Source organism: Corynebacterium sp. HMSC061H03 (assembly GCF_001838215.1).
Taxonomy (GTDB): domain Bacteria; phylum Actinomycetota; class Actinomycetes; order Mycobacteriales; family Mycobacteriaceae; genus Corynebacterium; species Corynebacterium jeikeium_D.
Genome location: NZ_KV836067.1, coordinates 1 through 8,473, shown reverse-complemented (window position 1 = coordinate 8,473; position 8,473 = coordinate 1). Strand labels below are relative to the sequence as shown.

The following is an 8,473-nucleotide window of genomic DNA, read 5'->3' as shown; positions in this document are numbered from 1 at the left end:
TCATAAACGCAGTCAGTAACTCGCATCGCCCCGCCGCCGCTGTCATAAACGCAGTCAGTAACTCGCATTGGGGTAAGCAGCAAAAGGTGCCCGGCACTTGTGGCCACGCTATTCACCTATCGTTGCGCTGTAGCGTGGCCATCAGTGAGTAGCTCATCGATAGGAGCGAAGGCAAAGGCCGTAGCCAAACAAAAACGCCGCCCGGCGGAAACCATAAGCAGTTTCCGTGGGCGGCGTCGCTGTGTTCGTCGTAAAGCAAGTGTGGCGTTAAGCCGTGATTAGCTTTACTCGTAGGTGCCTCGGAGGTCCTTGTAGTCCTCATCGTGCCAATCCACGTTGGCCTGGTCCTTGGTGGTGACACCGACATCAGGCTGATGCGGGACCTTCGCAATGATGTTGCGGCGGGCGCGGCCGGCGCGGAGCTGGCTTTCGATGCGCTCAGCAAGGTTGGCAAGGCCGAAGTTGATGGCGATGAGAATGATTGCCACGACGACCAGCGATGGAATCATGGCGCCGTAGTACTCGCCAAGCTGGCGGCCGGAGCGGACAACTTCGACGTAACCAATCATGTAGCCCAGTGCGGAGTCCTTCAGCGCAATGACCATCTGCGAGATAATCGCCGGCAACATGGCGGCGACTGCCTGCGGCAGCAAAATGGTGACCATCGTCTGGCGGTGGGAGAGACCCAGCGCAATCGCGGCCTCACGCTGGCCCTTCGGCAGCGATTCGATGCCGGAGCGCAGCGTCTCGCCAATGACGGATCCGTTGTACATGGTCAGGCCAAACACAACGGCGGCAAAGCCGAGGTAGTTCGACGGAAACAGCTGCCAAAGCGCGAACACCGAGTAGGCGAACAGCATGAGCACCAGCACCGGAATGGCGCGGAAAAACTCGACAATCACCGAGCACCCCCAGCGCACCGGTGCGACCGGGCTCAGCCTGCCGACGCCCAGGAGAGCGCCAATAACCAGTGCCAACACAATAGAGACCACAGCCGCGATAATGGTGCTGACCAAGCCGGGCAGAATGTACGTGGTCCAGGTTGTGGAGTCGAGGAAGAACGACCACTTATTCGCCTCGAACTGGCCCTTGTCGGCCAGCTTCATTCCGACCCAGGCGAGGATCGCAACGGTGATTGCAGCCACGATCCAGGTGAGGGTTCGGTTGAAGCGCTGAGCCTTGGGGCCCGGCGCGTCATAAAGAACTGTTGCGCGAGTAGCCATTAGCGCTTCACCGCCCATCGCTTGCCTGCCCAGCCGAAGAACAGACCGGTCGGCAGAGTCAGAATAATAAAGCCGACAGCGATGATGCCGAAGATAATCAGGATATCGCTGGCGTAGTTTTCGGTCATGGTCTTCATCAGCAGCGACGCTTCAGCCACACCGATTACTGAGGCGATCGTGGTGTTCTTCGTCAGCGCAATCAGGGTATTGCCGAGCGGCACGATAGCGCCACGGAACGCCTGCGGGAAGATGATGTAGCGGAAGCTCTGGCCGAAGCTAAGCCCCAGGGAGCGGGCGGCTTCGGCCTGCCCGAACGGCACAGTATTAATACCGGCGCGCAGGGACTCCGCAACGAAGCACGAGGTGTAGGCAACAAACGCCAACACCGCGAGACGGAAGTTCTGCTTGACAATGAAGGAGTCATTCTCCGCAGCCAGCAGCAGCCCCAAGTTGTAGTAGAGACCCATCGAGGCCAGCAGCACAATCAACGTCAGCGGGGTATTGCGGACAATGTTGATGTACCAGGTCGACAGGGTACGCAGGATTCCCACGGGGCTCACGCGCATAGCGGTGAGAAGCGTGCCAAAAATCAGGGAACCAATTGCCGAAGCAATCGTCAGTTTGATGGTTACCCAGAAAGCCGGAAGCAGTTCCGGCCCCATTTCACTCCATAGTTCTGGATTCATTGTTTGCTCGCACCCCTTCCTACTTCTTCTCTACAAACGACAGATCGCCGATTGCCGGCTTGTCGTCGAGCTCGAACTTGTCGCCCAAATGCTTCTTCAGGATCTTCTGAAGCTCACCGGTGTCGTACAGCGACTCCAGCGCCTCATTGATGGCCTCACGGCTGGCATCATCACCCTTGGGCAGGCCGATGCCGTAGTACTCATTGGTCCAGTAGGAACCATCGGGGTTGCGCAGCTCGACCACGCGGAAGTCGTCGCCGAAGCGCTCCTTGTAGCGCTGGGCGAAGCCCGCGAGAATGGTCGCATCGGTGGTCAGGGCATCGACGACACCCTGCTTCACACCTTCCGCGCACGCGGCGTAGGTATCGAACTCCTGCAGCTGTACCTCCGGCAGAGCGTCCTTGACCTTCTGCGCTGGGGTGGAGCCGGATACAGAACACAGGCGAGTGCCCGGGGCGACGTCGTCAAGCCCCTGGATGCCCTCGGAACCGCGCACTAACAGTGCCTGGTGCGTGACCAGGTACGGGCCGGCGAAGTCGACGGCAGCCAGGCGGCCAGCGTTGATGGAGTAGGTGGCGGCGATCATGTTGACCTCGCCGTTGTTAATCAGCGTCTCGCGCTGAGCGGACGGGGTCTCGCGCCACTCCATCTCGGGCACATCCCAACCGTTCTTGTTGGCGATGTACTCAATGACGTAGCGGGAAACATCGTTGTCGACGCCCGCGAACTCACGGTCCGGAGTGCGCTCACCGAGGCCCGGCTGGTCAAACTTCGTACCCAGCGTCACGTGCCCGGCTTCGATATCGGCCAGCAGGTTTCGGGGTCCGCCGCTACCGCAGGCCGCGAGGCTCATCGTCGTGGCAACAGCTACGACAGCCGCCGCAACTCGCTTGCCGACGACACCTCGGCGGCCCTGGTTGCGACTGCGTCCCCGGCCTCCTCGTAATAGTGAAAGCTTCATGGTGACCAGCCCCGCCTAGTGTCCGACGATCTTGGCCAAGAAGTCCTTGGCGCGATCGCTCTGCGGGTTGGTGAAGAAGGTCTCCGGGTCGGTGTCTTCGACAATCGCACCGTCGGCCATGAACAGGATGCGGTCGGCCACGCGGCGAGCGAAGCTCATCTCGTGGGTGACACAGACCATGGTCATGCCGCCCTTGGCCAGGTCGGTCATGACATCGAGGACCTCGTTGATCATTTCCGGGTCGAGCGCGGAGGTGGGCTCGTCGAAAAGCATGACCTTCGGGTCCATGGCCAGGGCGCGTGCGATGGCGACGCGCTGCTGCTGACCGCCGGAGAGTTGTGCCGGGTACTTGTCAGCCTGTTCCGCAATGCCGACACGGGCGAGCAGCTTGTCCGCACGCTCGCGGGCCTCGGCTTTGGAGATCTTGCGGACCTTCAGCGGGGCCAACGTGACATTGTCGCGAATGGTCATGTGGCTGAAGAGGTTGAACTGCTGGAAGACCATGCCGACCTCAGCACGCAGACGGGTGAGTTCCTTACCCTCCTCGGGAAGGAGCTTGCCGTTGATGCGGATCTCGCCGCTGTCGATGGTTTCCAGGCGGTTGATGGTTCGGCACAGTGTGGACTTACCAGAGCCGGAGGGGCCGAGGACAACTACGACCTGACCAGCTGGGATTTCCAGATTGATGTCGCGCAAAGCGTGGTAATCGCCGTAGTGCTTATTCACCCCGGCAATCGAAATCATGCTCTGTGGTGTGGATGATTCAGTCATGTGAAAAAGTATAGGTGACTCACGACACATCACTGCTATCGGTGTTCCTTGTGCGATATTCACCTGTGAAAAGTGACTGCACACCAATTAGTTCTAAAGATCCACGCGATGGCGCCTCGCAACAGGCTTGCGGCCATGCACGAACCAGTAGAAAACGGCCGCGAGAACCACCACGACCGCCAGGCCTGCGTACATCTTGTCGAATCCCATAGTGGCGGCTACCGAACCCAAAACAATCGGGCCGAGGCCGATGCCTGCGTCGACAAGCAGGAGCAGCGTCGAGATGCCCGTGCCCAACTTGTGTGCCGGGGCCAGGTGCACGGAGATGGTCTGGCAGGCCGGCATCAGCGTGCCGTAGCCCAGGCCGCAGAGCGCACCGGCGGCGATAACGTGCCAGTCAGCGGTTGCGAAAGCCAGAACAAGCAGTGAGATGGTGAAGCACACCAGGCCGATGGCGATGACGGGGTTGTCGCCGCGGCGATCTTGTAGGCGTCCCAGTGAGAAACGCGCCGCCATCATCGCCACCGCATAGGCGATGAAGAAGAAGCTGGCGCCCCTAGTCAGGCCGCTCAGCTGCGAGTATCGGTTCAGGAATGTAATCACGCCCGCATACGCCAGGCCGATGAGCAGCATGAACAGGCCAATCGGCACCACTCTCGGCGTCATGATGTCATCGAAGGAAAATGTGCGCTTCGTCTCGCTTGCCGACGAATCCTCGGTGGCCTCGTCCTTGGTTGCCGCAGTGGTGGGCTCGTTGTGTTGTGGCAGAAAGAGTGCCAGCACCAGTCCGACAATGGACAGGCCGAGGGCTGTGGCAAAGAGGACGCTGTAGCCGACCGAACCAATAAGGGCCAGGCCGAGAGCTGGGCCAATCGCTGTAGCCAGGGTGGTGCCGAGCGAGATGTAGCCAGTTCCCTCGGCGCGGCGCGAAGCCGGAATAGCGGTTTGGGCGGCGGCCATCACGGCGGTGGAAGCGAATGCGTAGGTCAGGCCGTGGATGATGCGGATTGCAATCAGGACCGGCAGGGATGCGGCCCAAATGTAGGCGGCACAGGCTGCCACGATGACAGCGAGTGAGCCAAGCATGATTCTGCGACCACCGAAGGTGTCTACCAAGTAGCCGGAAAAGAGGCGCGCGATGGTGGCGCCGACAACGAAAGAACTGGCGGCGAAGCCACCGGCGGCATCTGAGGCGGAGAAGCGCTGGACGGCGTAGAGCGCCATGACTGTGATTGAAAGGTAGAACACCAGGTACATGCTGAAGTTAATCAGCCAGCTGATGATGAACGCGGGGGAGAAGAGCTTGTCTTGCCCGTGCTGCTCGTCCTGCTCGTTCTGTCTGCGCCTGTTCTGCGTGGTCGTATGTGTTGTCATGCTGAAAATACGGTCTCTTTTCTCGTTTGAAAACGATTGTGGAATTAGTGCTGTGGTAAAACTGCTTCCCGGCATTTGTATCGTGCAAAAATGCAGTTAGGGGTCGAATTATAACAATTGGTTTGTATGATGCAAACGCACTTTTTCGGCCTTAACCCCATCCGCGGAGCGCTAGAATAGGAGCTGTTCAGCAAACAGATACATCTCACAGGCCCATTAAAGGGCCGACAAATAGGCGACAAGAGGATTGACTGCCATCGTGCGAAACGACGACCTGGCCGCGCTCGTTTACGAGAACATGCTGCTATCCCGGGTGAGCTCTAGCGGCTACCGACCACATCGCAAGGACATCCTGTTGGATCGCTCCGCCGCAGCACTGCTGGCGCGGCTGGAAGCGCAGCCGGATATGACAGTCGCCGAACTCTCCGATGCGCTGGGGCTGGACATTTCTACAGTGCACCGCCAGCTGGCCGCAGCCATGCGGCAGGGGTATATCGCGAAGAGGTCCGCGCCGTCGTCAAGCGCGAAGGTGCATAGCGCGACCGACAAGGGGTTAGAGCTGCTGCACCGGGAGATTGAGGCGCGTAAGAATACCGTCGATGACATTACGCATGCCTGGGAGGACTCGGAGCTCGCGGAGTTTGTGCGATTGATGCGCAAATTCAACGAAGGTGTGGAAGAAATGCGTGGTCATCCATGGCCTAGGTAACCGCGGATGCCGTGGTCATGGAATACTTGAGGGCGTGGCTGAGAAAAAGAAGATTGCAAACGTCCTTGCTAACCGATACGCTTCTGCAACTCTGGCGGAGTTGTGGAGCCCTGAGTACAAGATCATCCTCGAGCGCAAGCTCTGGATTGCAGTTCTGAAAGCTCAGGTCGCTCGCGGAATTGAGGTTCCGGAGGGCACTATCGAGGCCTATGAGAAGGTCATCGACCAGGTTGACCTCGACTCCATTGCCGCCCGTGAGCGTATTACTCGCCACGATGTGAAGGCCCGCATTGAAGAGTTCTGTGAACTGGCTGGCACTGAGCACATCCACAAGGGAATGACCTCGCGTGACCTGACCGAAAACGTTGAGCAGCTGCAGGTTCTGCAGTCGCTGAAGGTCGTGCGCGACAAGGCCGTTGCCGTAGCCGCCCGCACTGCGGAAAAGGCCTCCGAGTACCAGTCGCTGGTCATGGCGGGCCGCTCCCACAACGTCGCCGCACAGGCAACGACCCTGGGTAAGCGCTTCGCCTCTGCTGCGGACGAGATGCTGCTGGGAATCGAGCGCGTAGAAGATCTGATTTCCCGATACCCGCTGCGCGGCATCAAGGGCCCGATGGGTACCGCCCAGGACATGCTGGATCTGCTCGACGGTGACGAGTCCGCACTGGCCTCCCTGGAAAACGAAATCGCTGAAGGCCTAGGCTTCGACCGCGTCTTTGACTCGGTTGGTCAGGTTTACCCGCGCACCCTCGACTTCGACGCTCTGTCCGCACTGGTCGAGCTGGGTGCAGGCCCGGCATCACTGGCCACCACCATCCGTCTGATGGCCGGTAATGAGACCGTCACCGAGGGCTTCAAGGAAGGCCAGGTCGGTTCTTCCGCCATGCCGCACAAGATGAACGCCCGCTCCTGCGAGCGCGTCCACGGTTTCCAGGTCATCCTGCGCGGTTACATGACCATGCTCTCAGAATACGCCGGTACTCAGTGGAACGAGGGCGACGTTTCCTGCTCCGTGGTTCGCCGCGTTGCACTGCCGGATGCCTTCTTCGCCATGGACGGCATGTTTGAAACCTTCCTCACCGTCCTGTCTGAGTTCGGTGCATTCCCGGCTATGATCGACCGCGAGCTGGAGCGCTACCTGCCGTTCCTCGCATCTACCAAGATCCTCATGGCGGCTGTTCGCGCTGGTATGGGGCGCGAGGAAGCCCACGAGATCATCAAGGAGCATGCCGTCGCTACCGCACTGGATATGCGCGAAAAGGGCGCCGAGCAGAATCTCACTGAACGTCTCGCTGCAGATGAGCGCTTCCCGCTGGATACCGCAGGGCTTGCCGACGCTCTGGCGGACCGCCACGCTTTCATTGGTGCCGCGGAATCCCAGGTTGACCGCGTAGTTGCGCGAGTTCAGGCTGTCGTGGACAAGTACCCAGAGGCCGCGGCCTACAAGCCGGGCGAGATTCTGTAGCTTCGCGAGCGTCACGCGTAAAACGCAAGAACGTAAGTTCCCCTGAAAAACTCTGTCACGTTGGTGGCAGAGTTTTTCTTCGTTTGTTGGCGAAAGCACCAGTGAGCAGCCAAGTTCCTCGGTACGATGAGCGATAAGTATCGAAACCTCTACGCGAAAGGTGCCCGACGTGACATCGGCTGTTAGGACTTCGCTTTCTCGCCCAGGTGCCACACTGAATGTGTTGCGCTGGGTTCCAGAAAATGACAAGGGCGCGCCCATTACTCCCAAGGGAGTGGTGCAGATTGTCCACGGCATGGTCGAGTACGCCAATCGCTACGCCAAATTCGCCGAGTACCTCGTATCCCAGGGCTATGCCGTCGTCGCGCACGACCATCGCGGCCACGGTATGACCAAGACGGATGCTGGCATCCCGGGTTACTTCGCTGACTACGGTGGCTGGAACCTGATCCTCGAAGACCTCCACGCAGTACGCCAGTACGTTGATGCAGAATTCCCAGGCAGCAAGCACTATATTCTCGGCCACTCTATGGGGTCACTTCTGACTCGTAACTACATCGCCAAGTACGGCGAGGGGCTTACCGGCGTCATTATCATGGGCACCGTGTCGTGGCCAGGAGCTAAGGGTGATGCGGGAATGAAGGTTGCAAACCTGCTGGCTAAGATTCGTCCTACCGCGCCGGGCAAGCTGCTCAACACCCTCACCTTTGCTGATTACAACAAGGGCTTTGAGCGCCGCACTAAGTTTGATTGGCTCACCCGCGACCACAAGATTGTCGATGCTTATATTGCGGACGACAAGTGTGGTTTCGTTCCCACCAATGCCTTTTTCCGCGACCTTCTCGTCGGCACGCACTACGCGAATTCGTCTGAAGCCTATGAGAAAGCGCCTGATGATCTGCCACTTTTCGTGGTTTCCGGTGCCGTTGATCCGGCAGGTGGCGCTGCCTGTGTGACTGAGGTCGTGGGCAAATACCTGAACGCGGGGAAGAAGGACGTGCGCTTTAAGGTCTACCCGGATGGTCGCCATGAGATTCTCAACGAGTTGAATAAGGAAGAGGTCTACGCCGACATTTTGGCGTGGTTGAAGTCCCGCTAAGGGGAGCTGGTTAATAGGCGAAAAGTGTGCCCGCTCGGCGCGTCGCCGGGCGGGCACCTTTTGCTACTTATCCCAATGCGAGTTACTGACTGCGTTTATGTCAGCGGCGGCGGGTCGATCCGAGTTACTGACTGCGTTTATGTCAAAAACGGCCTGGTAGGTTCAGGCGGTGAATGCATCACCAC

8 protein-coding genes are annotated in these 8,473 nt (G+C 59.2%); 3 read left to right on the top strand and 5 right to left on the bottom strand.

Annotation, left to right across the window (positions count from 1 at the left end; translation table 11 throughout):
* Nucleotides 1-284: 284 nt before the first annotated feature.
* The 5 genes from HMPREF2787_RS05795 to HMPREF2787_RS05775 all read right to left on the bottom strand — a co-directional run bounded on the left by HMPREF2787_RS05795 (nucleotide 285) and on the right by HMPREF2787_RS05775 (nucleotide 5,015).
* Nucleotides 285-1,223 (bottom strand): amino acid ABC transporter permease, encoded by a 939-nt coding sequence (locus HMPREF2787_RS05795; protein WP_070858687.1) that lies wholly within the window; start codon nucleotides 1,221-1,223, stop codon nucleotides 285-287.
* A complete protein-coding gene (locus tag HMPREF2787_RS05790; RefSeq protein WP_048733083.1) occupies nucleotides 1,223-1,909 on the bottom strand; it encodes an amino acid ABC transporter permease in 687 nt (228 codons plus the stop codon). Before HMPREF2787_RS05790 ends, HMPREF2787_RS05795 begins: the two co-directional genes overlap by 1 nt.
* 19 nt (nucleotides 1,910-1,928) lie before the next feature.
* Nucleotides 1,929-2,870 carry a glutamate ABC transporter substrate-binding protein gene (locus tag HMPREF2787_RS05785; protein WP_016421414.1) on the bottom strand — a complete coding sequence of 314 codons (942 nt, stop codon included), beginning with the start codon at nucleotides 2,868-2,870 and terminating at the stop codon, nucleotides 1,929-1,931.
* Between the two features lie 15 nt (nucleotides 2,871-2,885).
* The gene (locus HMPREF2787_RS05780; protein ID WP_069359127.1) at nucleotides 2,886-3,614 is read right to left on the bottom strand and encodes an amino acid ABC transporter ATP-binding protein; all 729 of its coding nucleotides are present in this window, start codon (nucleotides 3,612-3,614) and stop codon (nucleotides 2,886-2,888) included.
* A gap of 120 nt (nucleotides 3,615-3,734) precedes the next feature.
* Entirely contained in the window at nucleotides 3,735-5,015 is a 1,281-nt protein-coding gene (locus tag HMPREF2787_RS05775) for an MFS transporter (RefSeq protein ID WP_070858682.1), read from the bottom strand.
* 259 nt (nucleotides 5,016-5,274) lie between these two features.
* Here HMPREF2787_RS05775 and HMPREF2787_RS05770 point away from each other — a divergent pair, with 259 nt between their 5' ends.
* The 3 genes from HMPREF2787_RS05770 to HMPREF2787_RS05760 all read left to right on the top strand — a co-directional run bounded on the left by HMPREF2787_RS05770 (nucleotide 5,275) and on the right by HMPREF2787_RS05760 (nucleotide 8,288).
* Complete coding sequence (locus tag HMPREF2787_RS05770; RefSeq protein ID WP_070858684.1) at nucleotides 5,275-5,724, top strand: MarR family winged helix-turn-helix transcriptional regulator; 450 nt, start codon at nucleotides 5,275-5,277, stop codon at nucleotides 5,722-5,724.
* 34 nt (nucleotides 5,725-5,758) lie between these two features.
* A complete protein-coding gene (purB, locus tag HMPREF2787_RS05765) occupies nucleotides 5,759-7,189 on the top strand; it encodes an adenylosuccinate lyase (protein ID WP_070858680.1) in 1,431 nt (476 codons plus the stop codon).
* Nucleotides 7,190-7,358: 169 nt separating this feature from the next.
* Nucleotides 7,359-8,288 (top strand): alpha/beta fold hydrolase, encoded by a 930-nt coding sequence (locus HMPREF2787_RS05760; RefSeq protein ID WP_038626515.1) that lies wholly within the window; start codon nucleotides 7,359-7,361, stop codon nucleotides 8,286-8,288.
* The last annotated feature ends 185 nt before the right edge of the window (nucleotides 8,289-8,473 follow it).